The organism is Actinomycetospora atypica (assembly GCF_042653685.1).
Lineage (GTDB): Bacteria > Actinomycetota > Actinomycetes > Mycobacteriales > Pseudonocardiaceae > Actinomycetospora > Actinomycetospora atypica.
This window is the reverse complement of the sequence record NZ_JBHSIV010000034.1, coordinates 13,748-39,264: the sequence shown is the minus strand read 5'-3', so window position 1 is coordinate 39,264 and position 25,517 is coordinate 13,748. Positions and strand designations below refer to the sequence as shown.

The following is a 25,517-nucleotide window of genomic DNA, read 5'->3' as shown; positions in this document are numbered from 1 at the left end:
GGAGCCATGGACGAGATGGTCGACGCCGCGCTGATCGGACAGCTCGCGCGGCTGCTGCGGCAGGTCGGCGTCGAGCCGACCGCGCTCGAGGCGGTCCGGGTCGCCGATCAGAAGCTCCGTCGACGGGTCGACGTCGTGCGGGACGCCCTCCTGGTCGACCTGCCGCCGGGGTACGGGGAGGCGGCCGCGGCGGTGCGCGCGGCGTTCTCCGACGAGGCGTTCACCGGCTGGATGCTGTGGCCGGTGTCGGAGGCCGTCGTCGACCGGGCCCTGGCGGCGGGGTCCGCGCGGAGCTTCGACGACGCGCTGGACGTCCTCGCCCTGCTCACCACCCGGCTGTCCGGCGAGTTCGCCATCCGCCGGATGCTGAACGCGGATCTCGAGCGGACGCTCGAGGTGGCCACGGGCTGGACGCGCAGCCCGGACCTGCACGTGCGCCGGCTCGCGAGCGAGGGGACGCGCTCCCACCTCCCGTGGGCCGCGGGCGTGCCGGACCTGGTCCGCCGGCCGGGGGCCACCCGCGCGATCGTCGACGCGCTCTACACCGACGACTCGGAGTACGTGCGCCGGTCGGTGGCCAACCACGTCAACGACCTCAGCCGGGACGATCCCGATCTGGCCGCCGACATCGTGGCGGGGTGGCTGGACCGTCCAGAGGAGAACACGCCCCGCGTCGCCGGGCATGCCCTGCGTACGTTGATCAAGAAGGGGCATCCGAGGGCGCTCGCCCTCATGGGGTTCGAGGGCGACGAGTTCCGGGTGGACGGGCCGACCGTCACCGAGCGCCGGGTCCCCCTGGGCGCCGCGGTCGACTTCACCGCGCGGATCACGAACACCGGGACCCGGCCGGCCCGGACCGCGATCGACTTCGTGCTGCACTTCCGGACGGCCCGCGGCGTGCTGCGCCCCAAGGTCTTCAAGCTCGCGTCCCTCTTGATCGCCCCGGGCGACACGGTGGTCGTCGACAAGTCCTACTCGTTCCACGCCCGGACGACCCGGAGCTTCCATCCGGGCGAGCACGCGATCGGGCTCCAGGTCAACGGGCGGCCCCACGGCCGCGACACCTTCCACCTCATCCAACCGGAGGAGTCCCCGTGAGCACCACCGAGCAGGTCCTCGCGATCGTGGAGTCGGTCCCGCCGGGGCGGGTGACGACCTACGGGTCGATCGCCGACGTCGTCGAGGGCGCGAGCGCGCGCAGCGTGGGGCACGCGCTGCGGACGGACGGCCACGGCGTGCCGTGGTGGCGGGTCGTCACCGCGGGCGGGCGCCCCGCTCCCGGGGCCGAGGCCGCGGCACACGAGCGTTATCTCGAGGAGGGGACCCCGCTGATCGCTTTCGGCGACGGGGTCTACACGGTCGACCTCGCGGCCGCGACCTGGCACGTCGAGGCCGACGGTCCGCCCTAGAGGCCGCGGACCAGGTCGATCGCGCGACCGAGGGTGGTGAGCCGCTCGTCGAGCGAGTCGCCCGCGGGGTAGAGCCGCACGGTGTCGACGCCGGCGTCGGCCCACACCCGCAGGCGCGCGCGGACCCCCTCCTCGGGGCCGAGCAGCGTCGTCGCGAGCACCATCGCGTCGGGCACCAGCGCCGCGGCGCCGTCTCGGTCGCCCGCCTGCCAGCGCTCGCGGACGGCCTCGGCGACCTCGGCGAAGCCCTGCCGGGCGTAGGCGTCGGCGTAGAAGTTCGTGCTCTCGGTACCCATGCCGCCGAGGGAGAACGCGAGCCCCTTCTTCCGCTCCCCGACCATGGTCGCGAGCTCCTCGGGGGACTCGGCGAACGCGACCTCGGCGCCCTGGCAGACCGTGAGGTCCGCCCGGGTCCGGCCGGCGGCGGCGAGGCCCGCGTCGAGGTGGTCGAGGTAGGCGGCGGCGCCCTCGGGGACGAAGCTGGTGCCCAGCCACCCGTCGGCGACCTCGCCGGTCAGCTCCAGCATCCGCGGGGACAGCGACGCGACGTAGACCGGGATGTCGGGGTTCGGCGTCGTCGAGAGCCGCATCGGCCGCCCCTCGCCGCCGGGGCGCGGGATCGCGACCGACCGCCCGGCGAACGACACCTTCTCGCCCGCGAGAGCCTGGCGGATCACGGCGATCGTCTCGCGCATCCGGGTCAGCGGCCGCGCGAAGGACGCGCCGTGCAGCCCCTCGATCACCTGCGGACCCGACGATCCCAGGCCCAGCGAGAACCGTCCGGAACTCAGCTCGGCCAACGTAAGCGCGGCCTGCGCGATCGCGACCGGCGACCGGGTCCCCACCTGGATGACGCCGCTGCCGAGGCGCAGCCGCTCGGTGCGCGCGGCGAGGAAGCCGAGCAGGGACGGGGCGTCGCTGCCCCAGGCCTCGGCCACCCAGCACTCGTCGAGCCCGATCCGCTCGGCCTCGACGACGAAGGTGGCGACGTCGGGGTCGGACGAGGCCTCGACCGTCGTCGCGGTCCTCACGCCTCCGCGTCCGCGCGGATCGCCTCGAGGGTCCGGGTCATCGCGCCCTCGAACTCCCGGAGCCGCACGAAGACGATCTTCTGCTCCTTGTCGGGCATCGACTCGATCGCCCGGCTGAGACCGGAGCGTCCCGGCCCGAGCCGCACCTGCTGGTGCACGCGCGTGCCGTCGCCCTCGGGGACGCAGCGCAGCGTCCAGCGCGACGACGGCATCCCCTCGCCCACGTCGGCCGAATCCATCTCCCAGACGAGGGTCGAGGAGGGTTCGCAGGTGACGACGGTGCCGGTGACCGACCACTCGCCGAGCGAGGGGTGGGCGTTGCGCCCGCGGAAGCGTGAGCCCTCCGCGGGCCCGGTCGCCCCGTCGATCCACTCCACCGACTGCAGCTCGGTGCTCGTCGGCGGCATGCGGGCGGGGTCGAGCAGCGGCCACACGCGCTCCGGCGGGGCCGCGACGAAGGCCTCGACCTCCACCTCGGGCTGGTCGGCGTAGCGGGCTCCGGTCCACTCCATGGCCCGGGACCCTAGAGCCGCTGGGTTGCCGGGCGCTACCCAGCCGGGGTGAAGTAGCGGCGGGGGTTCTCGACGAGCATCGTCGTGATCTGCTCGTCGGTGACCCCGGCCGCGCGCAGGGCGGGCAGGACGTCGCGGTGGATGTGCTCGTAGTGCCAGTTCGGCGCCCCGGCCCTCAGGCGCCGCTGCGCCTCCTCGCCGGCGTAGAAGTCGATGTAGCAGGACGCGTCGTGCGAGAGCACGATGCTCGCGGCGTAGCCCTCGGCGCACAGCGCGGCGACGGTCGCGACCCGCCGGTCGGTCGGGTTGAACCGGTCGAGCCCGAAGCGGTCGCAGCCGAGCAGGGCGCCGCGGTCGGCGAGGGCGCGCAGGTAGTCGAGGTCGTTGGAGTCCCCGGCGTGCCCGACGACGACCTTGGTCAGGTCGACGCCCTCGGCCTCGTACAGGTCCAGGGCGAGCCGGCCGGTCTCGTGCTCGGAGTTCGTGTGCACGGTGATCGGGGCGCCGGTCTCGCGGTGGGCCGCGGCGATGGCCCGGTGCACGCGCTCCTGGTCGGGCGTGAACCCTTTCTCCTCGACGACGCCCTTGAGGAACGCCGCCCGCACCCCGGTCTCGCCGACGCCCTCGGTGATGTCACGGATGAACATCTCCACCATCGGCTCCTCCCCGCCGAGCAGCGATCCCGGCCCGCGCGACTGGAGCTGCCGGGGGAGCTCGTCGAAGGTGTAGAGGCCGGTGGCGACGACGATGGTGAGGTCGACCTCGGCGTTCACCCGCATCACGCGGACGATGTCGCGGCCGAGCCCGACCACGGTGGGGTCGACGATCGTGTCGACGCCCAGCTCGCGGAGCCGGCGCAGCTTGTCCACCGCGTCGGCGACCCGCACCTCCTCGTCCCAGTAGTCGCGGCCGTAGTTGGTCAGGAGGTCGGGGGTCAGGACGAAGACGTGCTCGTGCATGAGCGTCGTCCCGAGCTCCGAGGGGTCCACCGCGCCGCGCACCGTCTGCACCATCGGGTCATCGTCGCGCGACCCGTCCGGCTCGGCGCGACTAGCGGTGACGGCCCGCGAGCGTGACGAGCCGGCGCAGCCGGCCGGCGAGGGCGTCCTTCGACAGCGGCGGGTCGGCGCGGGCGGCGAGCTCGCCGAGGCCGAGATCGGGGTGGGCCAGGCGGAGCCGGCCGGCCTCGGCCAGCCCCTCCGGGACCTCGACCCCGGCCCGCGCGAGGGTCCCGAAGGCCTCCTCGACCGCGGCGTTGGCGCGGGACGCCGCGACGGTGGCCCGGGCGTCGTTCGCCGTGCCCGTCCGGCCGACGGGGTCCCCGTCGTCGAGCCCGGCGACGACGGCGGCGGCCCGGCCGCCGCACGTGGTCAGGAGGAGGGCGACCTCCGCGCGGCCGTGCACCGTCACCGCGGTGCCCGCGGGGTCGCGCCGCGCCCGGACCCCGAGGCGCAGGCCGGTCTCGGCGAGGGTGAGCGCCGCGCCGGGGGTGGGGCAGGGCAGCGTCACGGTCTCGCCGGTGATCGTCCCCCGGGCGAGCAGGGCGCCCCGCCAGGTGGCCACGGCCCCGGGCAGCGACCCGCCGGTCAGCCAGGAGGGCGGGGCGGGCAGCGCCCGGCCCCGGCTGTCGGTGAGCCCGAGCCGGACGGGGAGGGAGTCGGCCCCGGTGCCCCGGGGGATCTCGACCCGCCAGCGGCCCCGGGTCGAGTCGCCCCGCACCGCGCCGTCGTCGGTACCGATCCGCGTGAGGAGGGAGACGAGCCGGGACGCGGCGTCGGGCGAGTCGAGCTCGGCGGCCAGCAGGTGGGCGCGGTCGCGGACGCGGGCCCACCGGACGATCGCGGCCGCCTCCGCCGCGGCGTCGCGGTCGCGGGCCGGCGGGGCCGCCTCCGCGAGCGCGCCGACGACCGAGCGCGCGAGGTCGCTGCGGGCAGCGCCGCCGTGGGCGTGGTCGCCGCGAGTGGGGTCGCCGGTGACGTCCGAGGTGTCCCGTCCGGCCGTTCCCATGGCGCAGACCTCCTCGCGTCGCGGCTCCGGGGGCTCACCGGAGCGTCACAGAGGAGAACGCCCGACGGCCGGGAGAGCTGCTCCCCACGCGAGGGGCCGGGAATTCCCCCGATGGTGATCCCGGGGCCCGCCACGGGGCGCCGGGGGGTGATGCGGGTGGCGGAGGGCGACCGCACTGGGCCGTCCGGGTGGGCGACGCGCCGGTGCTGTCGCCTCCGTCGGGCGTGGCGGTCACGTCGCGGCGTCGGTTCACTCGATCGATGGATCACCCTCGCGCGCCGAGGGGTCGGCGGGGTCCCGGATTCGGGTGCGGAGCGCGGCTATACCTCTGCCGTCCGAGCCGCCGGGCACCGAGGGGGAGACACCGTCCGCATGACCGTCACACCGATCTTCGACGACCTGGTGGCGCGGCTGGGCACCCCGGCCGGGGACCGCCCGGCCCCCGGGCCCGCCCAGCGCCGGCCGTCGCCGCGACCCCGGCCGGCCGGGCCCGAGGTCGACGCCGCGGCGTTCGGCCGGGGCTGCCTGGCCCCCGTCGCGGACGACGACACCGACGCGCAGGACGAGCTCGCGCGGCTCGTCGAGGGGGCCCGGCGCGAGGCCGTGGCCCTCGGGCAGGGCTGCGTCGACACCCTGCACCTCCTGCTGGCCGCGGTCCGCGACGGCGGCGACGTCGGCCGCGCCTTCGGGATGCGTGGCGCCGGGCCGGCGGTCCTGGTGCTCGCCGCGGGCGCCGGCACGACCGACGCGGACGGGACCCCGCCCCTGGGCTCGGCTCCGGACTCGGTGGCCCTGAGCTCGGTCGCGCGGACGGTGCTGCGGCGCGTGACCCAGGAGGCCGGCCGCGCCCGCCGGCCCCTCGAGGCGGTGGACGTCGTGCTCGCCCTCCTGCGGACGGGGCGGGTCGCCGACCTGCTCCGCGACCGGGGCGTGGACGTCGCGGACCTCGTCGACGTCCTGGAGTGCGGGCGGGCGCCGGAGCCCGACACGGTCGTCGTCCCCGCGTCCGTCCCCGGGCCGGCGGTCGGCCTCGCGCCCGTCACCGTGCTGCTGCGGCCGGTCCCGGCCGAGCGGCGGGCGCGCCCGGTCGACGTCCCGGCCTGAGCCTCCCGGCACCGGTGGGGCCGGTGCCGGCGGGCCAGGGCGGGATGGCGGTGACGGGGGCGGCTCAGGCGCGGTAGGCGAGCAGTCGGACGCCGAGGGCGGTCTCGACGCGCTGCACCTCGGCGAGCTGCTCGGCGGACAGCGGGGCGTACGGGCTCTCCGGCTCGTAGGCGACCACGGGCGTGCCCAGGGTCTCCTCGAGGCGGCGGACGTCGGCGAGGGCGGCGTCGTCGAGCGCGGCGGGACGGAGCTCGGGTGCGGTCATCGGGTCCTCCGGGGCAGTGGGCACACCTGATGCGGTGATACCCCGCGCCGTCGGGGGTGACGCCGACGACCCGTCCGTGGCGCCCGCCGCGTCAGTCGCGTCGCCGACCGGCGCGCGGCAGGGCCCGGACCAGGGGCAGCACGCGCGAGGGGACCCGCTCGGTCAGCGAGATCTCCGACTGGGTCCGCTCCACCCCCGGGGCCGCGAGCAGGCCCTGGATCACCTCCTCGAGGTGGGCGTTGGAGTGCGCCACCACGCGGCACCACAGGTCGCCGTCCCCGGTGATGCTGTGGGCCTCGACCACCTCCGGGATCCCGGCGAGGTGCTCGGCGACGGCGTCGAGCCGGCCCTGCGCGATGTGGAGCGTGACGAAGGCGAGCACCCCGTAGCCGAGCGCCGCCGGCGCCACCCGCGGGGCGAACCCGGTGATCACGCCCGTCTCCTGCAGCCGCACGAACCGGGCCTGGGCGGTGCCGCGGGCCACGCCGAGGGCCCGGGCGTGCTCGCGCAGGCCCGCCCGCGGCCGCTCGAGGAGCGCGAGCAGCAGCGCGCGGTCGAGGTCGTCGAGCGTCACGGACGCCTCCCGGTGGTCCATCGGCCCGATCCGGACGTGGTCGGGCTCACAGGACTGTACCAACGGCTCAGTTGCCTAGTGAAACAATGGACCACTGGTGGGTAACTCCCTAACGTCACCGACCATCCGAGCACCAGACGCTCGGGTCGGCCCGCCACGGTGATCACGGGGCGGGCCGGCCCCGGGACCCACCGGAGGTCGCCACCATGACCCTCGACCTTCCTGCCCGGCCGGCCTCGCGCCCGGAGCCCGTGGCGGCCCCCGCCCCGCAGGGCCTGACGCTGCGCGACCGCTACACGCGGACCGACGGCGAGATCCAGCTGACCGGCGTGCAGGCCCTCGTGCGCCTCCCGATGGACCAGCGGCGCGCCGACGAGGCCGCCGGGCTGCGGACCGGGGGCTACGTCTCGGGCTACGAGGGCTCGCCGCTCGCGGGCTACGACCTCGAGCTCGCCCGCCACCGCGACCTGCTCGACGCCCACGGCGTGGTGTTCGCCCCCGGGCTCAACGAGGAGATCGCGCTGACCGCGGTCCAGGGCGCCCAGCTCGCCCCGTCGACCGGCGCGCTGCGGGCCGACGTCGCCGACGGGATCACCGGCTACTGGTACGGCAAGGCCCCGGGACTCGACCGCTCCACCGACGCGCTGCGCCACGCCAACCTCTCCGGCACGTCCCGCCACGGCGGCGCGCTCGCGATCGTCGGGGACGACCCGGCCGCGAAGTCCTCGTCGGTGCCGTGCGCCTCTGAGGCGGCGCTGGCCGACATGGCCGTGCCCGTGCTCTACCCGGTCGACGTCCAGGACGTGCTCGACCTCGGCCGCCACGCCGTGCACCTGTCGCGGACCAGCGGCTGCTGGGTGGGGCTCAAGATGGTCACCGCCGTGGCGGACGGCTCCGGCACCGCGGTCGTGCACCCCGACCGGGTCACCCCGGTCGCCCCCGACACCACCTTCGACGGCGTCGCCTTCGCCCACGAGCCGCACGCCAAGCTCCTCGGGCCCCGCCTCGCCCCGCTCGAGCGCGACCTGCACGCCCGCCGTCTCGTCCTCGCCCGCCGCTACGCCGCCGCGAACGGCCTCGACCGCATCGTCGGGCGCGGGCCGGCCCGCATCGGGATCGTCGCCGCCGGCAAGAGCTGGCTCGACCTCCGCCAGGCCCTCGCCACGCTGGGGCTCGACGACGAGGAACTCGTCCGCCGCGGGGTCCGGCTGCTGCGCGTCGGGATGCCCTGGCCGCTCGAGGGCGGCATCGTCGACCGCTTCGCCGAGGGGCTCGACGAGATCGTCGTGGTCGAGGAGAAGCGGGCGTTCCTCGAGACCCAGATCAAGGACCGCCTCTACGGCCGGGCCGGGGCACCGGCGGTCGTCGGGAAGCGGGATCCCGGGCAGCGGACGCTCTTCGCCGAGCACGGCGACCTCGACCCCGACGCGGTCGCGGCGGGCCTCGCCCGCCGGCTGCTCGCGCACGGCGACGTGCCGAGCGTGCAGGCGTGGGAGGAGCGGCGCCGCACCCGGCGCACCCGGATCGACCTGCCGATCGCCGGCGCCTCCCGCCACCCGTACTACTGCTCGGGCTGCCCGCACAACTCCTCGACGACCTCCGCGCCCGAGGGCTCGCTGGTCGGCGCGGGCATCGGCTGCCACACGATGGTCATGCTGATGCCGGAGGCCCAGGTCGGCGACGTCACCGGCATCACGCAGATGGGCGGCGAGGGCGCGCACTGGCTCGGCACCGAGCCGTTCGCCGACCCGGCGAAGGCCTCGCACTGGGTGCAGAACATGGGTGACGGCACCTTCCACCACTCCGGCAGCCTCATGGTCCGCGCCGCGGTCGCGGCGAAGGCCCACGTCACCTTCCGGCTCCTGCGCAACGGCGCGGCCGCCATGACCGGCGGCCAGCACGCGGTCGGCGAGCTGTCGATGACGCAGCTGGTGAAGGTCCTGCTCGACGAGGGCGTGACCCGCGTGATCGTCACGACCGAGGACCTCTCCCGGTACCGCGGCGTCCGCCTCGCCCGCGGGGTGAAGGTCTGGGACCGCTCGCGGATCGACGAGGCGCAGGAGCTGCTCGCGGCCACGCCCGGGGTCACGGTGCTCATCCACGACCAGGAGTGCGCGGCGCAGAAGCGGCGCAAGCGCAAGCGCGGGAAGCTCGCCGACCCGACCACCCGCGTCGTCATCAACGAGCGGGTCTGCGAGGGCTGCGGCGACTGCGGGCAGACCTCGAACTGCCTGTCGGTCACGCCCGTCGACACCGAGTTCGGCCGCAAGACCCGCATCCACCAGGCGTCCTGCAACAAGGACTACTCCTGCCTCGACGGCGACTGCCCGGCGTTCACCGTCGTCGAGCCGGGTGCCACGCCGCAGACCGTGACGGTGGAGCCGCTGGCCGCCGACGTCCTGCCCGAGCCGGTCCGGACCGTTCCCGACGACGCCGTGGTCCGCCTCGCGGGCATCGGCGGCACCGGGGTCACGACGATCGCGCAGGTGCTCTCCGCGGCGGCCCGCATCGCCGGCCGGCCCACCCGGGGGCTCGACCAGACCGGGCTCGCGCAGAAGGGCGGCGCGGTGGTCTCCGACGTCAAGATCGGGACCGCCGAGCTCGCCGGGCGGGCCGCGGAGGGGGAGTGCGACCTCTACCTCGGCGCCGACCTGCTCGTGGCCGCCGAGCCGGCCAACCTGAAGGCGGCCTCGTCGTCGCGCACCGTCGGCGTCATCTCCTCGGCGAAGATCCCCACCGGGGACCAGGTGGTCGACCCCTCCGTGACCTACCCACCGGTCGATGCCGTGCTGGACCGGATCCGGGCCGCGGTGCGGGCCGACGTGGGCGCCGTGCTCGACGCCCGGGCCCTGGCCGAGGCGCTCTTCGGCGACGACCAGTTCGCGCTGTCGCTGCTGCTCGGCGCGGCCCACCAGCTCGGCGCCCTGCCGCTGCCCGCGGCCGCGGTCGAGGCGGCGTTCGAGCTGAACGGCGCCGCGGTGGAGCGCAACGTCCAGGCGTTCCGCCGGGGCCGGCAGTCGGTGGCCGACCCCGCCGGGTTCGCCGCGCTCGTCGACGGCGTCACCCGTCCCGCCGAGGGTGGGGTCCCCGGCCTCGACGCCGCGGGCGCGGCGGCCGCCGCCGAGATCGTCGCCGCGGTCGGGGCGCCGGCGGGCAGCGAGCTCGAGCGGCTCGTCGGGATCCGCGTGCCGGAGCTCGTCGCCTACCAGGACGCGGCGTACGCCCGGTCCTACGCCGCGGTGGTCGCCGACCTGGCGGACGGGCCGGCGGAGCTCGCCGAGGCCGTCGCGGTGGGCCTGCACAAGCTCATGGCCTACAAGGACGAGTACGAGGTCGCCCGGCTCTCGCTCGACCCGGCGTTCGACGCGGGGGTCCGCGCGGAGTTCGGCGCCGACGCCACGGTCTCGTGGAAGCTGCACCCGCCGGTGCTCCGGGCGATGGGGCTGCGCCGCAAGCTCACCCTCGGCCCGTGGTTCCGGCCCGGCTACACGGCGCTGCGCTCGATGCGCCGGCTGCGCGGCACCCCGCTCGACCCGTTCGGGCGCGCCGAGGTGCGCCGGGTGGAGCGGGAGCTCGTCGCGGAGTACCGGGCGCTGGTCCCGCAGCTCGTGGAGCTGGCGGCGGCGGGCGAGGTGGAGCGGGCCGCCCGGATCGCGGCGCTGCCCGACATGGCGCGCGGCTACGAGGACATCAAGCTCGCCAACGTCGCCCGCTACCGGGAGGCGCTGGCCCTCGAGCTGACCTGACGCGTGCCCCGCACGAAGTCGAGCCACCAGCGGCGGAGGTCGCGGCCCAACGGCTCGACGTCGCGGTCCCAGGACGCCCCGGCCAGCATCGGGGCGTCCTGCCAGGCCTCGCGGCCGCCGAAGAGGAACGGCAGCTCGATGGCGTGGCAGGCGCCCAGCCCGGACTCGGGGGCCGACCAGGTGAAGCGGTAGGTGCTCACGGTGGCCCCGGCGGCCGCGGCGCGGGTGGCGAGCCGCTGGGCCGGGGCGGCGAAGATGCGGTGGGTCGCGAGGCCGGCGCCGAGGCGGACCGCGGTGGGGAACCGCTGCTCGAGCCGGCGCAGGCCCGGGGCGATCCGGACGAAGGTGAGCGCCTCGTCGGCCGTGGTCCCGATGATCATCGGGTGACCGGCGTGGGCGGCGGCGACCCAGGGATCGGCCGCCGACACCCCGACCAGCGGCGTCACCCCGGCGACCGGGGTGAACGCCGGCGCGGAGTTGATCCCGCCCGGGCCGGCGTGGCGGACGATCGCCCGCTTCTGCGCCTCGAGCAGGTCGTCGATCCCGACGGTGCGCGGGTCGGCCCCCGGCCCGGCGATCTCGTCGAGGGCCTCGCGCACGAACCCGGCGACCCGGGCGGCCGACCGCTCGGTGCCCAGCCCGAGCCCGAGCTGCCCGCTCTGCAGGATCACGCGGTGGAAGAGCCCGCGCAGCGGCGGGGAGCTCATCAGGCAGGCGATCGCGTGCGCGCCCGCCGACTCCCCGACCAGCGTCACCGCGGCGGGGTCGCCGCCGAACGCGGCCACGTGGTCGCGGGTCCAGCGCAGGGCGGCCGCGAGGTCGGCCAGCCCGAGGTTGCCCTCGGAGACCCCGGGGGCGCGCAGCCAGCCGAGGATCCCCAGCCGGTACCCGACGCTCACCGTCACGACCCGGCCCTCGGTCACCAGCCGGGCGGTGTCGTACCAGGCGAGGTCGACCCCGCCGATCACGTACGCGCCGCCGTGGATCCAGACCATCACCGGGAGGCGCTCGTCGGGACCGACGTCGCGCGGCGCCCGCACCGTCACGTGCAGGCAGTCCTCGTCCTGGCCGAGGTCGGCGGCGTTGGAGGGCCCGGCGATCTCGTCCATCCGCGACGCCAGCTGGGGGCACTGCGGGGCCGGGCTGCGGGCGTCGCGCACGCCGGTCCACGCGGGCTCCGGCGTCGGCGCCGCGAAGCGGGCGGCCCGCGCGTAGCGCATCCCGAGGAACTCGACGACGCCGCCGTCGCGGTGCACGCGCCCCCGGACCTCGCCGGAGGGCGTGGTGACGACGGGGTCGTCCTCGGCGAGGGCGGTCACGCGCGGCTCCCGCGGCGGTCGTCGTCGGAGTCCCCGGACGCCGTGTCGTCGGGGTCCCCGGGGGTCATGGCCCCGGTCGGCGCGTCGTCGGCGGGCTCGTCGGTGGGGCGGTCGGCCGGCTCGTCGGTGGGTCGGTCGGTGGGTTCGTCGGCGGGCTCGTCGGGATCGGAGCGCTCCGCGGCCGCGGCGGCGGCCTCCCGGTCCCGCTGGCTCTGCTCCCAGCGCTCCTGGGCCACCCGGTCGTCGTCGTAGCCCGTCCCGTCGTCCTGCTCCGACGGCGTCCGCTCGATGTAGTCGGTGTACTCCGTGTACTCGGCGTCCTCGATGTCGTCGGGGTCGCCGCGCTCGTCCCCGCCGTCCCCGGCGGACATCACCCGGGTGGGGTGCTCCTCCTCGAAGGCGTCCTCGTCGTCGTAGTCGCCGTCGACGAACCCGGCCGACGGGTCGGCGTAGGGGACGTACTCGCCGTCCTGGAGCTGGTCGCGCGCCCGCAGGGCGATCCACAGCGCTCCACCGGCGATGGTGCTGAGCCCGCCGAACACCGCGAGCGCCAGGTTCTGCGCCAGGACCGCGGCGATCAGGGCGACGACGCCGCCGGCGGTCCAGGCGATCCCGACGATGACCAGCTTCGGCACGTCGCCGTCGTCGCGGTAGGAGACACCGAGGAACGCGCCGCCGTCGTCGTCGTAGTCCTCGGGCTGCGGCACCGCCCGGGTCATGTCGTGAAGCCCGCCTCGTTCGCGCGCTCGACGGAGGCCTGGACCTCCTTCTCGGCCGCGGCCCGGCCGACCCACTCGTGGCCCTCGACCTTCTTGTCGGGCTCGAGCGCCTTGTAGACCTCGAAGAAGTGCTGGATCTCCATGCGGTGGTACTGGTCGAGGTGGTGGATGTCGCGCAGGTGCTCGAGGCGCGGGTCGTCCACCGGGACGCACAGGACCTTGTCGTCGCCGCCGGCCTCGTCGGTCATGCGGAACATGCCGATGGCGCGGCTACGGACCAGGCACCCCGGGAACGTGGGCTCCTGCACGAGCACGAGGGCGTCGAGCGGGTCGCTGTCCTGGCCGAGGGTGTTCTCGATGAAGCCGTAGTCGGCCGGGTACTGCGTGGCCGTGAACAGGGTCCGGTCGAGCCGGATCTTCCCCGACTCGTGGTCGAGCTCGTACTTGTTGCGGCTGCCCCGAGGCACCTCGACGAAGACGTCGAACTCCACGCCCCTGCTCCTCCCCGGTGACCGACTAGTGCGGGGGACAGTGTGGCGGTGCGGCCCCGGGAGGGCCACCCCAACGGGTCATCGATGATCGACGGCGACCGATCGGCCCAGCCGTCCGCCCAGGTCCGCCGAGGCGGACCGCCCGGCGGGGTCGAGGGCGGCGCGCCCGGGACCGGCCAGGTACTCCGCGTCGGGTCCGATCACGACGATCTCTGCCCCGGTCCCGCGGAGCTCGGCGAGCTCGTCGTCGAGCGAGCGGGTGCCGACGCTGCCCTCGGCGGGGAAGGGCACGAGGACGACGACGCGGTCGTGGCCCGCGGCGAGGGTCGCGTGGCAGAGCGACGCCATCCCGCCGTCCATGTACTCGGCGTCCCCGATCGGCACCGTCGGCCAGACGCCCGGCACCGCGCAGCTCGCGGCGACGGCCTCGTCGAGCCCGACCCCGCTGTGCGCGTCGAACACCGTCAGCGCCCCGGTGCGGGCGTCGACGGCGGTGACGCGCAGCGTCGTGGCGGGCCAGTCGCGGACCGGCAGCCGCGCCGCGATCGCGGCCCTGCGGTCGTCGGCGACGTCGCGGTCGACCGCGAGGGCGAACTCGCCGACCTGGCGGCGGGCCTCCAGCGGGTCGGTGGCGGCGACGGAGGACATCCGCTCGAACAGCGCGGTGAGGTCGATGTCGCGGGGGATCTCCGACGTCGGCGGGGCGTGCTGGGCGGCCAGCGCCGGCGCGAGGTCCCAGCCGGGGCCGGCGTCGGCGGCCGCGGCCACGATCGTCCCGACCACGGAGCCCGCGGAGGTCCCGACGACGAGCGCGGGCGCGTCGAGCGCGCGGGCGAGCGTGCCGCCGCCCGCGCGCAGCCCGTGCAGGACCCCGATCTCCCAGGCGATGCCGGTGACCCCGCCACCGCCGAGGACGAGCGCCGTGGTGCCGGTGGGTCCTGCGTCGGGCTGCGCCGCGCTGCTCATGCGGCCGATCCTGTCAGGCCTGCTTGATCGCGGAGATGTCGAACTCGAGGCCCACCTTGTCGCTCACGAGCACACCACCGGTCTCGAGGGCGGCGTTGAAGGTGATGCCGTAGTCCTTGCGGTTGATCGTGGTGGAGCCCTCGAAGCCGGCGCGGACGTTGCCGAACGGGTCCTTCGCGACGCCGTTCTGCTCGAAGTCGACGGTGATCGAGTTCGTGATGTCGCGGATCGTCAGGTCGCCCGTGATGCGCCAGACGTCGCCGTCGCGCTCGACCGCGGTGGAGCGGAAGGTGATCTCCGGGTAGACCTCGACGTTCAGGAAGTCGCCGCTCTTGACGTGGCCGTCGCGCTGCTCCTGGCTGGAGTCGAAGCTGCCGGCGGCGATGATGATCTCGGTGCTCGAGGCGGCGGGGTTCGCCTCGTCGATCACGGCGGAGCCGCGGAACTCGCCGAACGAGCCCCGGACCTTCGTGACCATGGCGTGGCGCGCGGTGAAGCCGATGCGGCTGTGCGCCGGGTCGATCTGGTAGTCGCCGGTGAGGGTGAGCTGCGGGGCGGCGGTCTCGGTCATGACGTCCTCCGGACGCTTGAAGCATCAACTGACAAGGCAGAGCGTAGCACCATCACTTCAAACTTCAAGTGTCGGGGCTGTGGTCGCGGTCGCACGCGACGGCGTGCGACCGCGCCGGGGATCGGGCGAGGGTCAGGCGGCGGCGAGGTCGGACTCGCCGACCACGACCCGGCCCGCCCAGCGGGCACCGAGGCGGGTGGCGAACGGTGCCGCCCCCGCGCCGAGGACCCGCACGACGAGGCGGTCGCCGGCGAGGCCCGTGGCGCTGGCCGCGAACCGGGCGACGGCGTCGAGGTCCCAGGCGCGGGCCCGGATCGGCACGACCACCTGCACGCGGGTGGTGGCGAGCAGGACCGCGAGGGCCTGGGCGGTGACGGGCCACTCCCGGGCGGCGGGGGCCCCGGCACCCACGGCCGGCACGACGACGGCCGACGCTCCCGACCGCTCGGCCTCGCGGGCCTCGTCGAGCATCGCGTCGAGGTCGCGGCTGCCGCCGGCGGGGTCGACCAGGCCGTGGCCGACGGGGTCGAGGAGGACGACCGGACCGACCCCGGTGGTGGTCACGGGGGCGGGAGCGGGCGCGGTGATCGTGGGCATGACGAGGAGGGCCTTCCGGGACGAGGGGTGCTGCGCGGGACGGACGGGGAGGTCAGGCGTCCGGGCGACAGAACTCGTCGAAGGCGTCGAGGCGGCGGCTCGGCCAGAACCGCTCGAGATCGACGATGCCCACACGGGGTTCATACACCGGCGGTCGTCCGTGGTGCCACCCTTCGTGGGGTGATCCACCGTGCGCGCCTCGACGCGATGGCGCCCCGCGACCTCTACGAGGTGCTCCGGCTGCGGGTCGAGGTCTTCGTCGTCGAGCAGCAGTGCGCCTATCCCGAGCTCGACGGGCGCGACCCCGACGCCGAGCACTGGTGGTCGACCGCGGACGGGCGGGTGACGGCGTGCCTGCGGGTGCTCGACGAGGGCGACGGCACCACCCGGATCGGCCGGGTGGTGTCGGCGCCGGCGGTCCGCGGCACCGGCGCCGGGGCGGCCCTGTTCGCCGCGGCGCTCGCGACCCTGCCCGGCCCCGTGGTGCTCGGCGCCCAGGTCCGCTCGCGCGGGTTCTACGAGCGGTTCGGGTTCGCGGTGTCGGGCCCGGAGTACGACGAGGACGGCATCCCGCACGTCCCGATGCTCCGGGCGCCCTGACGTCGGTCAGCGCAGCGTCGGCGCGTCCCAGGCCGCGTCGCCGGAGGCGCGGGCGTCGGGCAGCTCGAGGCGGGCGTGGGCGAGCAGCCCGAGGTAGGTGACGAGGTCGGGCGCGAGCTCCCGCGGCCGCTCGTCGCCGTCGGCGAGCACCCGCCCGCCCGGGCTCCCGAGCTCGATCCGCAGCAGGTGGCCCCGGTCGTCCCCGGCCAGCGGCCAGCCCGCCCCGGGGGCGCCCGCGCGCCAGGCGTCCAGCCCCCGGGCGAGGGAGCAGAACGCGTGGGCCGGGAAGAGGACCGGGCCGCCGACCTCGTCGGGGTCCTCCTGCCCGTCGCACAGGGCGTAGAGGGCGCGCACGTCCTCGGGCAGCGCGGTCCCGATCTCCTGCTCGGCGGCGGCGAGCATGGTCGGGGCCGCCCCGGGGCGCAGCACCGGTGAGGGGTCGAGCCCGTGGGCCCGCAGCGAGCCGAGCCAGCCCGACCAGGCCGTGCGGAGCTCGTCGTCGGGAACGCCTCCGCGGGCGCTCCCCCGCGGGGTGGAGAACAGGGGCTGGCGTCCGTCGGTCATCGGTCGGTCTCCCGGTGGCCCGCCGGGCACTCGTCGACCCAGCGCAGCAGGGCGTCCATGCCCTCGGGCGCGGTGCCCTGGACGAAGCGCACCTGCCGGGTGGACCCGTCGTCGTCGGCGAGGCTGACCTCGTAGGCGAAGCCGTCGCGCACCGCGGGTGCGACGGGGCCGGAGCGCTCGCGGAACGAGCAGCCGGAGACGGCCGAGCGCAGCGCGTCGGCGCCGGGACCGTCGAGGTCGGCGGCGTCGACCGTCGTCGTGGTGACCATCCCGGCGATCCCACCGGAGCGCACCACCGTGACCCTCATCGGGGGTCCGGGGTGGGGACGACCTTCACGGCGTCCCACCCGCCGCGGACCGCGTCGTGCTCGCGGGAGCCCTCGCCGTAGCGCTCGCCCGCCACCGCGATGGTGGCGGCCGCGGCGTCGGCGAACTGCGCGGTCGCCCGCAGCCGGTCGGTCAGTACCGCGTACCAGACCGGGCCGACGGTCTCCCACGCGTTGCCGCCGAGCGCGCGGGCCGCCTCGGCGAAGGCGCGGTTGGGGATGCCGGAGTTGACGTGGACGCCGCCGTTGTCGTTCCGTGGGTCGTCGTCGGCGGGGAGCTCGACGTAGGCGTCCATGTCGGCCGGCTGGTCGTCGCCGGAGAAGGCGGTGCCGGGCGCCAGCATGCTGCGCAGGGCCTTCCCGAGGGCGGGGTCGAGCGCGCCCTCGCCGATCAGCCAGTCGGAGGACGCGGCGTCGATCCCGCCGGCGCGCTGCTTGACGAGGATGCCGAACACGTCGGAGAACGACTCGTTGAGCGCCCCGCTCTGCGACTCGTAGACGAGGTTCGCGGTGTACTGCGTGACGCCGTGGGTGAGCTCGTGGGCGATGACGTCGAGCGAGCGGGTGAGGGCGCCCGCGACGAAGGTGCCGCCCCCGCCGTCGCCGTAGACCATCTGCTCGCCGGTCCAGAAGGCGTTGTCGTAGCGCTGCCCGAAGTGCACCGACGACACGAGGTCGAGTCCGCGGCCGTCGATCGACTCGCGGGCGAACTCGTCGCGGTAGAAGGCGAGGGTGGCCGCGGCGTTGTCGTGGGCCTCGTTCACCGCGGTGTCGGCCGAGGGCGGGTCGCCGTCGGCGCGCACCAGGGTCCCGGGCAGGGCCGACTCCTCGCCGCCCCCGACGTCGTAGACGGAGTTCGCGGTGACCCCGGGCCGGTCGGGCGGCACGCCGACGCCCTGCTCGCGCAGGGCCCGGGCCACCGCGAGCCGGCGACCCCGCAGGCGCTCCGAGACACGGAGGGTCTCCCGGGCGGACTCCGACCCGGCCTCGGCGAGCCGCAGTAGCAGGGAGGGCGGGGCGATCGCGCACACGTGCATGGCCCGCAATTGAACACAGGGGCACGACGACCCGGCACCGCCGACCGGCTACGCGGTACCCGGTGTGAACACGAACCGGTACCGGCAGGGGCGAGCCGTAGCGTGGTGTCACGTGGTGGGCTCTCCGGCCGACTGGACTATCGACCGTCTGGCGGCCCATGCCGGGATGACGGTGCGCAACGTCCGCGCGCACGCCGCCCGCGGTCTCCTCCCGAGCCCCCGCATGCAGGGGCGGACCGGGTTCTACGGCGCCGAGCACCTGGCCCGCCTGGAGCTGATCACGCACCTGCAGGCCGAGGGCTTCTCGCTGGCGGCCATCGAGCGCCTCGTGGAGGCCGCCCCGAACCAGTCGGCGGAGCGCGCGCTCGCGCAGTACCTCGAGATGCTCGCCCCGTGGCGGGCCGAGGAGCCGGTGGAGATGGACCACGGCGAGTTCACCTCGTGGCTCGGCGGCGAGGTGGCGTCGTTCGACGCGCTCGTCGAGGCGGGGATGGCCGAGGAGATCGAGGACGGCCGCATCCGCGTGCACAGCCCGGAGATGGTGCGGGCGGGCGCCGAGGCCGCGCGGCTCGGCCTGCCGATCGACGCGCTGCTGCGGACCCGCCGCGCGGTGATGGACCGGCTCGACGAGGTGGCCGACGGCTTCGTCGACCTGTTCCGCGGGACGCTGTGGCAGGAGTTCGTCGCCGCCGGGCTGCCCGTCGAGCGGCTCGACGAGGTCCGCCACGCGGTCGCGAGCCTGCAGCCGATCGCGGCGCGCACGGTGATGTCCGCCTTCCGCGAGACGATGCCGCGGGCGGTGGGCGAGCTGGTACGCGAGGCGTCCCAGGTGCTCGGTCCGGAGCCGGACGAGACCGAGGCTGCCGAGGACACCGACGGTGGGCAGGACGTACCCCACACGTGACACCCCGGGATGTCATATGACACCCCAACGTGTTTTGATCCACGTCACCCGGGTCACCCCCGGCCCAGCGATCCCGGTCACACGGGACGGGTGGTGACGTGTCAGTGTCGAGACGGAGGCTGCTGTGAACGAGGCGTCGGCGGGTCTTCCCAGGTCGGTCCAGCGCTTGCGCTCGGCCGCCGCCCGCTTCACCACCCCCCTGCTCCCCGACGACTACCTGACGCTGCTCAACCCGCTGTGGTCGGCGCGGGAGCTGCGCGGCAAGGTGGTCAAGGTCGTGCAGGAGACCGACGACGCGGCGACGCTCGTCATCAAGCCCGGCTGGGGCTGGTCGTTCGACCACCAGGCGGGCCAGTACGTCGGCATCGCCGTGCAGGTCGACGGCCGCTTCCACTGGCGCTCGTACTCGCTGACCTCCCCGCCCAAGCGCGACGCGGGGCACCTCTCGGTCACCGTGAAGGCGCAGCCGGAGGGGTTCCTGTCCCAGCACCTCGTCCGCGGCGTCGCGCCGGGGACGATCGTCCGGCTGGCGCCGCCGCAGGGCGACTTCGTCCTCCCCGACCCGCCGCCGAAGAAGATCCTCTTCCTGACGGCCGGGTCGGGCATCACGCCGATCATGGCGTTCCTGCGCACCCTCGACCGCCGGGGCACCGTGCCCGACGTCCAGGTGGTGCACTCGGCGCCCGACCCCGAGCACTTCCTGTTCTCCGACGAGCTCTCCGATCTCGAGCAGCGGCACTCCTCGATCTCCGTCCTGCGCCGGCACACCCGCGAGGACGGCCACCTCGACCTCGACTCCCTGCACGAGGTCTGCCCCGACTGGACCGAGCGCGAGGCGTGGGTCTGCGGGCCCAACGAGATGCTCGACGAGGCCGAGCGGGTCTACGAGGAGGCCGGGGTCTCCGAGCAGCTGCACGTCGAGCGCTTCTCGGCCAACCTCGCGGGCGGGGAGGCCGAGGGCGGCACCGTCTCCTTCTCCCAGTCGGAGAAGGAGATCGAGATCGACGGCGCGACGACGATCCTCGAGGCCGGTGAGGAAGTCGGCCTGCAACTTCCGTACGGGTGCCGCATGGGTATCTGTCACACCTGCGTCGTCCCGCTGCGCTCCGGCACGGTGCGCGACCTGCGCGACGGCACCGAGCACCGCGCGGACGGCTCCGGCGGACAGAGCTGGGACGCCGTCAAGATTCAGACATGTGTCACGGCGGCCGCAGGCGACTGCGTCGTCGACGCCTGACAACAGCGACAACCACCGCAGCCGCAAGCCAACGATAGGAGTCGCCGTGGCCATCCGGGACGTGAAGGAGTTCGCCCACCTCAGCCAGGAGGACGTCGAGGCGCTGGGTCGGGAGTTCGACCAGATCCGGTCCGACATCGAGGAGTCGCGCGGCGACGCCGACGCCGCCTACATCCGTCGGCTGATCACCATCCAGCGGCGCCTGAACGTGGCCGCCCGCGTGATGATGTTCGGCAGCAACCGCCGCGAGCTCTGGTGGGCCGGCGCGCTCACGCTCGGCGTGGCCAAGATCCTCGAGAACATGGAGATCGGCCACAACGTCATGCACGGCGAGTGGGACTGGATGAACGATCCGGAGATCCACTCGTCGACGTGGGAGTGGGACAACGTCTGCCCCGCCGACCAGTGGAAGCACTCGCACAACTACCTGCACCACACGTACACGAACGTCATCGGCAAGGACAAGGACGTCGGGTACGAGATCCTCCGTGTCCGGTCGGACCAGCCGTGGCACCCGTACTACCTGACGCAGCCCGTGGTGAACACGCTGCTCATGCTGGCGTTCGAGTACGGCGTCTCGCTGCACGACCTCGACATCGAGGGACTGCGGAGGATGGAGGTCGAGGACCCGGACGAGTTCAAGCGCAAGCTGATCGACATCGGGCGCAAGCAGGCCCGGCAGATCGGCAAGGACTACGTGCTGTTCCCGGCACTGACCGGCCCGAACGCCGTGAGCACGGCGACGGCGAACTTCACCGCGAACATCATCCGGAACATCTGGTCGTACGCGATCATCTTCTGCGGGCACTTCCCCGACGGGGCCGAGGTGTTCACCGAGGAGGAACTCGAGAACGAGACGCAGGGCGAGTGGTACCTGCGCCAGCTGCTGGGCTCGGCGAACTTCACCGGCAACCGGCTCATGCACATCATGTCGGGCTCGCTCGGCTACCAGATCGAGCACCACCTGTACCCCGACCTCCCGTCCAACCGGTACCCGGAGATCGCGGAGCGGGTGCGGGCGCTGTGCGACAAGTACGAGCTCCCCTACACGACGGGCTCGTTCCCGCGGCAGTTCTGGCAGGCGACGCGGTCGATCTGGCGGCTCTCGCTCCCGGCGAAGAAGCTCCGCGAGGCGAGTGAGCGTCGTCAGGAGCTCGGCCTCCCGCGCCCGGGCGCGGCGAAGTCGACCGGCCCGGACAAGATGGAGACCCCGCAGCGGCCGCCGATGCCGACGAACACGCCGGGCATGCCGGCCGCGTCCGCCTCGGACGGCTGAGCCCGGCCGCCGGGTGACGTCCACCGTTCGAGGCTAGGCGGTACCCGAGGTACCGATAGACTGAACGAGTGAGACAGTCCGAGCACGCCGGCCCGCACCGGACCCTCCAGGGGTTCACGAAGGTGCAGGTCGGCGTGTTCGTCGTCGTGGCCAACGTGGTCGGCGCGGCGATCGTCCTCGCCCTCGCGGGGTGGGTGCTGCCCACCCGGGCGCTGGTCACCGACGAGGAGGGCGCACTCGCCCGCAACGTCGCCGTGTTCGCCGTCTACGTGGTGCTGGCGGTGGTCGTCGGGCTCCTCTGGGGCCTGGCCTGGGTCCGCGTCCCGCCGCTGCCCGCCTCCGGGCGCGGTGCCGAGGAGTGGACGCGGCACCGCCGCGCGGTCCGTGCGATCGTGCTCGGCGCGCCCGTCCGGCTCGCGATCGTGCAGGCCGTGCCGTGGCTGGTGGCGGTCCTGCTGTTCGCCGGCATGAACGCGGCCTACTCGCCGCGCCTCGCGGTGGTGGTGACCTGCGTGGTCGCCCTCGGCGGGCTCGCGACCGTGGCCGTCGCCTACCGCCTCACCGAGCTCGCCCTGCGCCGCGAGGTGGCCCGGGTGCTCGCGGAGGACCCGCCGGGCGGCCTGAGCCTGCCCGGTGTCGCCGCCCGGGCCGTCGGCGGCTGGGTGCTCGGGACCGGGGTGCCGGTGGTGGGGGTCGCCCTGATCGCGGCGACGAGCCTCCTGGTGCCCGACTACTACACCGTGACGCGCCTGGGCCTCGTCGTCCTCGTTCTCGCGCTCATCGCGCTGGCCGTCGGGTTCCTGCTCACGGCGCTGACGGCGGTCTCCATCGCCTCGCCCGTGGTCGCCGTCCGCCGGGCGCTGAGCCGGGTGGAGGGCGGGGACCTCGACGTCACCGTGCCGGTCACCGACGCCACCGAGCTCGGCCTGCTGCAGGCGGGGTTCAACACGATGGTCTCGGGCTTGCGCGACCGCGACCGCATCCGCGCCCTGTTCGGCCGCCAGGTCGGGGAGGAGGTCGCGCGGGTCGCCATGGAGGGCGACCTCGAGCTGGGCGGCGAGGTCCGCGAGGTCGCCGTCCTCTTCGTCGACCTCGTCGGGTCCACCCGCATGGCGCTCGACCGTCCCCCGCAGGAGGTCGTCGAGCTGCTCAACACGTTCTTCGCCGAGGTGGTCGACGCCGTCGAGGCCCACCACGGGTGGATCAACAAGTTCGAGGGCGACGCGGCGCTCGCCGTGTTCGGCACGCCCGGCGCCCTCGACGACCCGGCCGGCAGCGCCCTCGCGGCCGCCCGCGACCTCGCCGCCCGCCTCGACGCCCTCGACGAGGTGTCGGCGGGCATCGGGGTGTCGGCCGGCCCGGCCGTCGCCGGCAACATCGGCGACGCCCGCCGCTACGAGTACACCGTGATCGGCGACCCGGTGAACGAGGCCGCCCGCCTGACCGACCTCGCGAAGACCGTGCCGGGGTGCGTCGCCGCGTCCGACGCCGCGCTCGCCCGTGCCGACGACGAGGAGGCCGCCCACTGGGAGGTCGTCGGGTCGCAGCAGCTGCGCGGGCGGCACCGCGAGACGACGTACTCGGCCCCGTCGGTCCGGCTCCGCGCCCACGAGGCCTGCGAGCCCGACGCGCCGGGGGTCACCGAGGACGCGGCGGCGCGGGCGTGACCGCCGCCCCCGCCGCCCCCGTCGCGACCGGTCGGCCGCCCGAGGCCCCGCACACGGTCGCGATGTCGACCAAGGTGATCGTCGGGGCCATCATCGTGATCTCCAACGTGGTCGGGGCGGCACTGCTCGTCGGGCTGGCGGTCTACGTCCTGCCGTTCGACGCCCTGGTCACCGACGTCTCCGGGGCCATCACCGTCAACCTGGTGCTCCTCGGGGTCTACGCGCCGCTCGCCGGCCTGGCCGCCTTCGCCGTCGGCTGGTCCTGGCTGCGGGTGCCCCCGCCGCCCGCCCCGACGGCGACCGCGGCGGCGTTCGAGCGCCACCGCGCCCGGGCCCGGCGGGTGGTGCTGCGCGCCCCGCTCCGGCTGGCGGTGGTCCAGGCGGTGCCGTGGACCTTCGGCGTGGCGCTGTTCGCCGCGGTCGACGCCACGTACTACTCGGTGATGCTGGCGGTCGCGGTCGGTTGCACCATCGCGCTGGGCGGCATCACGACGGTGACCGTGGCGTACCGGTCCTGCGAGCTCGCGCTGCGCCGGGAGGTGGCCCGGGTGTTCGTCCACCAGGCGCCCACCGAGCGCGGGCTGCCGGGCGTGGCCGTGCGCTCGCTGGGGGCCTGGGTGATGGGCACCGGGGTGCCGCTGCTGGGGGTGGCGCTCACCGCGGGCACGGCGCTGGTCTACGCCGACTACTTCACCGTCAGCCGGCTGGGTCTCGTGGTGCTCGTGCTGGCCCTGCTCTCCTTCGCCGTCGGCTTCCTCGTCACGGCGCTGTCCTCCACCTCGCTCGTCGCGTCGGTGACGGCCGTGCGCCGGGCGCAGCGGCGGGTGGAGCGCGGCGACCTGGACGTGACGGTCGAGGTCTCCGACACCACCGAGCTCGGGCTGCTGCAGGCGGGCTTCAACACGATGGTCGCGGGCCTGCGCGAGCGCGACCGGGTGCGCGAGCTGTTCGGCCGCCAGGTCGGGGAGGCCGTCGCGGAGGCGGCGGTGGCGGGCGAGCTGGAGCTCGGCGGCGAGGTCCGCGAGGTGGCGGTGCTCTTCGTCGACCTCGTGGGCTCCACGCACATGGCCGCCTCCCGCCCGCCGACCGAGGTGGTCGCCCGGCTCAACGTGTTCTTCAGCGAGGTCGTCGACGTGGTGGAGGGCTGCGGCGGCTGGGTCAACAAGTTCGAGGGCGACGCCGCGCTGGCCGTGTTCGGCGCGCCGAACGAGCTCACCGACCCCGCCGCCGGGGCCCTCGCCGCCGCCCGGGCCCTGGCGGGGCGGCTGCGGGCGATCGACGTGCGCGCCGGGATCGGCGTCTCGGCGGGGGAGGCGGTGGCCGGCAACGTCGGCGACGCCCGGCGCTACGAGTACACCGTGATCGGCGACCCGGTGAACGAGGCGTCCCGGCTCTGCGACCTCGCCAAGACCTCCGCCACCCACGTCGCCGCCTCCGGAGCTGCCCTCGACCGGGCCGGCGACGAGGCCGCCCGCTGGATCGTGATCGGCTCCGAGCACCTGCGCGGCCGCACCGCGCCCACCGAGGTGGCCGTCCCCCGCGACCGCTGGGTCACGGCCCCGGTCCCCGTCGAGGCGCCCCGCGCGGAGATCACCGGGCGTGGCTAGGCCACACCCTCCGGCGACGCCCCGCTGACCTGCACGCCGTCGGCGGTGATGCGCTCGATCTCGGCGAGGTCGTCGCGCGAGAGCTCGACGTCGACCGCGCCCAGCGACCGCTCGATGTTGCGCTCGGAGCGGGCCCCGACGATCGCGACGTCGATGCCGTCCTGCGCGAGCACCCAGGCGATCGCGAGCTGCGAGACCTCGATGCCCTTGTCGGCGGCGAACGACCGGAGCCGCTCGACGACCGCGAGGTTCTGCTCGAACTTGTCGCCCTGGAACGCGGTGGCCTGCGCGCGCCAGTCGCTGTCCTCGAACGTCGTCGAGGAGTCCATCGTCCCGGTCAGCAGCCCCGAGCCGAGCGGGCTGTAGACGAGCGTGCCGATGTCGTTCTCGCGCACGTACGGGAGGATCTTCTCCTCGATGCCGCGGCGGAACAGGTGGTACGGCGGCTGCAGGGTCTCGACGGGCCGGCGCCGGTCGAACGCCGCCATCTGCTGCTCGTCGAAGTTGGAGACGCCGACGTGGCGCAGCTTGCCCTCGTCGACCATCTCCTGCAGGTACCCGGCGGCGTCCTCGAACGGCGTCTGCTCGTCGGGCCAGTGGATCTGGTAGAGGTCGATGTGGTCGATCTTCATGGCGCGCAGGCTCGACTCGACGCCCGAGCGCAGGTACTCGCGGCTGGAGTCGCGGGGGCTGTCGGAGCCGGGGTTGATGCCGCCCTTGGTCGCGATGACCACGGAGTCGCGGTCGTGGTCGAGCTCGTGGCGCAGGGCGTTCGCGAGCACCTCCTCGGCCTCGCCGAACCCGTAGGCCTGGGCGGTGTCGAAGAAGTTCACGCCGAGCCCGAGCGCGTGGCGGATGGCCCCCTGGGCCTTCTCCGTGTCGTAGGAGCCCCACTCGCCCGAGACCTGCCACGTCCCGAACGCGATCCGGGACACCTGGAGATCCGTCTTGCCGAGCCTGGTCGTCTTCATACGGTCGCGTACCCGTG

Annotated in this window: 26 protein-coding genes; 10 read left to right on the top strand and 16 right to left on the bottom strand. The window is 74.9% G+C overall.

Translation table 11 applies throughout. From position 1 onward, the window contains the following. Positions 1-6: 6 nt before the first annotated feature. Both ACFPBZ_RS24065 and ACFPBZ_RS24060 read left to right on the top strand, forming a co-directional pair. Positions 7-1,098, top strand: a complete 1,092-nt coding sequence (locus ACFPBZ_RS24065) for a DNA alkylation repair protein (RefSeq protein WP_378038648.1) — start codon at positions 7-9, stop codon at positions 1,096-1,098. Continuing rightward, complete coding sequence (locus ACFPBZ_RS24060; RefSeq protein WP_378038647.1) at positions 1,095-1,409, top strand: MGMT family protein; 315 nt, start codon at positions 1,095-1,097, stop codon at positions 1,407-1,409. Before ACFPBZ_RS24065 ends, ACFPBZ_RS24060 begins: the two co-directional genes overlap by 4 nt. Here ACFPBZ_RS24060 and ACFPBZ_RS24055 read toward each other — a convergent pair. The 4 genes from ACFPBZ_RS24055 to ACFPBZ_RS24040 are packed head-to-tail and all read right to left on the bottom strand — an operon-like array spanning position 1,406 to position 4,959. Then, positions 1,406-2,440, bottom strand: coding sequence for an LLM class flavin-dependent oxidoreductase (locus tag ACFPBZ_RS24055; protein ID WP_378038646.1), 1,035 nt, complete (start codon positions 2,438-2,440; stop codon positions 1,406-1,408). The two genes, ACFPBZ_RS24060 and ACFPBZ_RS24055, sit on opposite strands and share 4 nt — an antisense overlap. After that, entirely contained in the window at positions 2,437-2,952 is a 516-nt protein-coding gene (locus tag ACFPBZ_RS24050) for an SRPBCC family protein (RefSeq protein WP_378038645.1), read from the bottom strand. The genes ACFPBZ_RS24055 and ACFPBZ_RS24050 overlap by 4 nt, the downstream gene beginning before the upstream one ends. Positions 2,953-2,987: 35 nt before the next feature. Further along, positions 2,988-3,965, bottom strand: coding sequence for a phosphotriesterase family protein (locus tag ACFPBZ_RS24045; RefSeq protein WP_378038644.1), 978 nt, complete (start codon positions 3,963-3,965; stop codon positions 2,988-2,990). A gap of 37 nt (positions 3,966-4,002) precedes the next feature. Continuing rightward, on the bottom strand, positions 4,003-4,959 hold the full coding sequence (locus ACFPBZ_RS24040) for a helix-turn-helix domain-containing protein (RefSeq protein ID WP_378038643.1): 957 nt from the start codon (positions 4,957-4,959) through the stop codon (positions 4,003-4,005). Positions 4,960-5,331: 372 nt separating this feature from the next. Between ACFPBZ_RS24040 and ACFPBZ_RS24035 the strand changes: the two genes are divergently transcribed. After that, the gene (locus tag ACFPBZ_RS24035) at positions 5,332-6,063 is read left to right on the top strand and encodes a Clp protease N-terminal domain-containing protein (RefSeq protein ID WP_378038642.1); all 732 of its coding nucleotides are present in this window, start codon (positions 5,332-5,334) and stop codon (positions 6,061-6,063) included. Positions 6,064-6,127: 64 nt separating this feature from the next. On the opposite strand, the gene ACFPBZ_RS24030 is transcribed toward ACFPBZ_RS24035, so the two are convergent. Both ACFPBZ_RS24030 and ACFPBZ_RS24025 read right to left on the bottom strand, forming a co-directional pair. After that, positions 6,128-6,328, bottom strand: a complete 201-nt coding sequence (locus ACFPBZ_RS24030) for a hypothetical protein (protein ID WP_378038641.1) — start codon at positions 6,326-6,328, stop codon at positions 6,128-6,130. A 91-nt stretch (positions 6,329-6,419) separates the two neighbouring features. Continuing rightward, positions 6,420-6,902, bottom strand: coding sequence for an Lrp/AsnC family transcriptional regulator (locus ACFPBZ_RS24025; protein WP_378038640.1), 483 nt, complete (start codon positions 6,900-6,902; stop codon positions 6,420-6,422). A 206-nt stretch (positions 6,903-7,108) separates the two neighbouring features. On the opposite strand from ACFPBZ_RS24025, the gene ACFPBZ_RS24020 reads away from it, so the two are divergent. Then, a complete protein-coding gene (locus ACFPBZ_RS24020) occupies positions 7,109-10,648 on the top strand; it encodes an indolepyruvate ferredoxin oxidoreductase family protein (protein ID WP_378038639.1) in 3,540 nt (1,179 codons plus the stop codon). On the opposite strand, the gene ACFPBZ_RS24015 is transcribed toward ACFPBZ_RS24020, so the two are convergent. From ACFPBZ_RS24015 to ACFPBZ_RS23990, 6 genes are all read right to left on the bottom strand, one after another. Continuing rightward, complete coding sequence (locus ACFPBZ_RS24015) at positions 10,615-11,967, bottom strand: carboxylesterase family protein (RefSeq protein ID WP_378038638.1); 1,353 nt, start codon at positions 11,965-11,967, stop codon at positions 10,615-10,617. The genes ACFPBZ_RS24020 and ACFPBZ_RS24015 overlap by 34 nt on opposite strands. Next, positions 11,964-12,686 (bottom strand): hypothetical protein, encoded by a 723-nt coding sequence (locus ACFPBZ_RS24010; protein ID WP_378038637.1) that lies wholly within the window; start codon positions 12,684-12,686, stop codon positions 11,964-11,966. Before ACFPBZ_RS24010 ends, ACFPBZ_RS24015 begins: the two co-directional genes overlap by 4 nt. Then, positions 12,683-13,177: an inorganic diphosphatase gene (locus ACFPBZ_RS24005; protein ID WP_378038636.1), complete on the bottom strand. Its 495-nt coding sequence runs from the start codon at positions 13,175-13,177 to the stop codon at positions 12,683-12,685. Before ACFPBZ_RS24005 ends, ACFPBZ_RS24010 begins: the two co-directional genes overlap by 4 nt. A 78-nt stretch (positions 13,178-13,255) precedes the next feature. Further along, on the bottom strand, positions 13,256-14,143 hold the full coding sequence (locus tag ACFPBZ_RS24000; RefSeq protein ID WP_378038635.1) for a patatin-like phospholipase family protein: 888 nt from the start codon (positions 14,141-14,143) through the stop codon (positions 13,256-13,258). A 13-nt stretch (positions 14,144-14,156) separates the two neighbouring features. Then, positions 14,157-14,714, bottom strand: coding sequence for a YceI family protein (locus ACFPBZ_RS23995; protein ID WP_378038634.1), 558 nt, complete (start codon positions 14,712-14,714; stop codon positions 14,157-14,159). A 132-nt stretch (positions 14,715-14,846) separates the two neighbouring features. Continuing rightward, the gene (locus ACFPBZ_RS23990; protein ID WP_378038633.1) at positions 14,847-15,311 is read right to left on the bottom strand and encodes a hypothetical protein; all 465 of its coding nucleotides are present in this window, start codon (positions 15,309-15,311) and stop codon (positions 14,847-14,849) included. 180 nt (positions 15,312-15,491) lie between these two features. Here ACFPBZ_RS23990 and ACFPBZ_RS23985 point away from each other — a divergent pair, with 180 nt between their 5' ends. Then, positions 15,492-15,911, top strand: a complete 420-nt coding sequence (locus ACFPBZ_RS23985; RefSeq protein WP_378038632.1) for a GNAT family N-acetyltransferase — start codon at positions 15,492-15,494, stop codon at positions 15,909-15,911. A 6-nt stretch (positions 15,912-15,917) separates the two neighbouring features. On the opposite strand, the gene ACFPBZ_RS23980 is transcribed toward ACFPBZ_RS23985, so the two are convergent. From ACFPBZ_RS23980 to ACFPBZ_RS23970, 3 genes are read right to left on the bottom strand one after another with little or no spacing between them, the layout of a single operon-like run. Next, positions 15,918-16,475 (bottom strand): SMI1/KNR4 family protein, encoded by a 558-nt coding sequence (locus ACFPBZ_RS23980; protein ID WP_378038631.1) that lies wholly within the window; start codon positions 16,473-16,475, stop codon positions 15,918-15,920. Beyond that, positions 16,472-16,783 carry a protealysin inhibitor emfourin gene (locus tag ACFPBZ_RS23975; protein WP_378038630.1) on the bottom strand — a complete coding sequence of 104 codons (312 nt, stop codon included), beginning with the start codon at positions 16,781-16,783 and terminating at the stop codon, positions 16,472-16,474. Before ACFPBZ_RS23975 ends, ACFPBZ_RS23980 begins: the two co-directional genes overlap by 4 nt. Further along, a complete protein-coding gene (locus ACFPBZ_RS23970; RefSeq protein WP_378038629.1) occupies positions 16,780-17,838 on the bottom strand; it encodes a M4 family metallopeptidase in 1,059 nt (352 codons plus the stop codon). The genes ACFPBZ_RS23975 and ACFPBZ_RS23970 overlap by 4 nt, the downstream gene beginning before the upstream one ends. A 64-nt stretch (positions 17,839-17,902) precedes the next feature. On the opposite strand from ACFPBZ_RS23970, the gene ACFPBZ_RS23965 reads away from it, so the two are divergent. The 5 genes from ACFPBZ_RS23965 to ACFPBZ_RS23945 all read left to right on the top strand — a co-directional run bounded on the left by ACFPBZ_RS23965 (position 17,903) and on the right by ACFPBZ_RS23945 (position 24,529). Next, complete coding sequence (locus ACFPBZ_RS23965; RefSeq protein WP_378038628.1) at positions 17,903-18,742, top strand: MerR family transcriptional regulator; 840 nt, start codon at positions 17,903-17,905, stop codon at positions 18,740-18,742. Positions 18,743-18,908: 166 nt separating this feature from the next. Next, positions 18,909-19,979 (top strand): ferredoxin reductase, encoded by a 1,071-nt coding sequence (locus tag ACFPBZ_RS23960; RefSeq protein WP_378038627.1) that lies wholly within the window; start codon positions 18,909-18,911, stop codon positions 19,977-19,979. A gap of 46 nt (positions 19,980-20,025) precedes the next feature. Then, entirely contained in the window at positions 20,026-21,255 is a 1,230-nt protein-coding gene (locus ACFPBZ_RS23955) for a fatty acid desaturase family protein (RefSeq protein WP_378038626.1), read from the top strand. Positions 21,256-21,323: 68 nt separating this feature from the next. After that, entirely contained in the window at positions 21,324-22,922 is a 1,599-nt protein-coding gene (locus ACFPBZ_RS23950) for an adenylate/guanylate cyclase domain-containing protein (RefSeq protein ID WP_378038625.1), read from the top strand. Next, a complete protein-coding gene (locus ACFPBZ_RS23945; protein WP_378038624.1) occupies positions 22,919-24,529 on the top strand; it encodes an adenylate/guanylate cyclase domain-containing protein in 1,611 nt (536 codons plus the stop codon). The genes ACFPBZ_RS23950 and ACFPBZ_RS23945 overlap by 4 nt, the downstream gene beginning before the upstream one ends. Here the strand turns inward: ACFPBZ_RS23945 and ACFPBZ_RS23940 are convergent. Continuing rightward, positions 24,526-25,500, bottom strand: coding sequence for an aldo/keto reductase (locus tag ACFPBZ_RS23940; protein WP_378038623.1), 975 nt, complete (start codon positions 25,498-25,500; stop codon positions 24,526-24,528). The two genes, ACFPBZ_RS23945 and ACFPBZ_RS23940, sit on opposite strands and share 4 nt — an antisense overlap. Positions 25,501-25,517: the final 17 nt, after the last annotated feature.

Excerpts from the sequence above, each read along its gene's own strand:
- ACFPBZ_RS24065 (WP_378038648.1), top strand. The coding sequence starts at position 7 with ATGGACGAGATGGTCGACGCCGCGCTGATCGGACAGCTCGCGCGGCTG.
- ACFPBZ_RS24050 (WP_378038645.1), bottom strand. The coding sequence starts at position 2,952 with ATGGAGTGGACCGGAGCCCGCTACGCCGACCAGCCCGAGGTGGAGGTC.
- ACFPBZ_RS24045 (WP_378038644.1), bottom strand. The coding sequence starts at position 3,965 with ATGGTGCAGACGGTGCGCGGCGCGGTGGACCCCTCGGAGCTCGGGACG.
- ACFPBZ_RS24040 (WP_378038643.1), bottom strand. The coding sequence starts at position 4,959 with ATGGGAACGGCCGGACGGGACACCTCGGACGTCACCGGCGACCCCACT.
- ACFPBZ_RS24035 (WP_378038642.1), top strand. The coding sequence starts at position 5,332 with ATGACCGTCACACCGATCTTCGACGACCTGGTGGCGCGGCTGGGCACC.
- ACFPBZ_RS24030 (WP_378038641.1), bottom strand. The coding sequence starts at position 6,328 with ATGACCGCACCCGAGCTCCGTCCCGCCGCGCTCGACGACGCCGCCCTC.
- ACFPBZ_RS24020 (WP_378038639.1), top strand. The coding sequence starts at position 7,109 with ATGACCCTCGACCTTCCTGCCCGGCCGGCCTCGCGCCCGGAGCCCGTG.
- ACFPBZ_RS24010 (WP_378038637.1), bottom strand. The coding sequence starts at position 12,686 with ATGACCCGGGCGGTGCCGCAGCCCGAGGACTACGACGACGACGGCGGC.
- ACFPBZ_RS24000 (WP_378038635.1), bottom strand. The coding sequence starts at position 14,143 with ATGAGCAGCGCGGCGCAGCCCGACGCAGGACCCACCGGCACCACGGCG.
- ACFPBZ_RS23995 (WP_378038634.1), bottom strand. The coding sequence starts at position 14,714 with ATGACCGAGACCGCCGCCCCGCAGCTCACCCTCACCGGCGACTACCAG.
- ACFPBZ_RS23990 (WP_378038633.1), bottom strand. The coding sequence starts at position 15,311 with ATGCCCACGATCACCGCGCCCGCTCCCGCCCCCGTGACCACCACCGGG.
- ACFPBZ_RS23980 (WP_378038631.1), bottom strand. The coding sequence starts at position 16,475 with ATGACCGACGGACGCCAGCCCCTGTTCTCCACCCCGCGGGGGAGCGCC.
- ACFPBZ_RS23975 (WP_378038630.1), bottom strand. The coding sequence starts at position 16,783 with ATGAGGGTCACGGTGGTGCGCTCCGGTGGGATCGCCGGGATGGTCACC.
- ACFPBZ_RS23970 (WP_378038629.1), bottom strand. The coding sequence starts at position 17,838 with ATGCACGTGTGCGCGATCGCCCCGCCCTCCCTGCTACTGCGGCTCGCC.
- ACFPBZ_RS23940 (WP_378038623.1), bottom strand. The coding sequence starts at position 25,500 with ATGAAGACGACCAGGCTCGGCAAGACGGATCTCCAGGTGTCCCGGATC.